We start from the raw sequence: 241 nt of genomic DNA, 5'->3' as shown, positions 1-241 counted from the left end.
TCCAGCTGAGCTAAGGACGCGCAGTTTTCGATATCGGTATTCCCAATATCAGGGGTTCATAAAAGAAACCCTAAATAGTGGCGCGCTCTGGAGGATTCGAACCTCCGACCGCCTGGTTCGTAGCCAGGTACTCTATCCAGCTGAGCTAAGAGCGCACGGTTTTAGTATCAATTCGTTGTAAACAACAACTCAATACAAGGATTTCTGTTCTTATAAGAAAGAAGCCCTAAATAGTGGCGCG

1 tRNA gene is annotated in these 241 nt (G+C 46.5%); it reads right to left on the bottom strand.

Going from position 1 to position 241, the window contains the following annotated elements:
- Window positions 1–78 precede the first annotated feature (78 nt).
- Window positions 79–155: transfer RNA gene (locus AB4482_RS23060), tRNA-Arg, on the bottom strand.
- Window positions 156–241: the final 86 nt, after the last annotated feature.

The organism is Vibrio sp. 10N.222.55.C7 (genome assembly GCF_041473335.1).
Lineage (GTDB): Bacteria > Pseudomonadota > Gammaproteobacteria > Enterobacterales > Vibrionaceae > Vibrio > Vibrio crassostreae_C.
The sequence above is the reverse complement of the archived record's forward strand: the minus strand, read 5'-3'. Positions and strand labels throughout refer to the sequence as shown.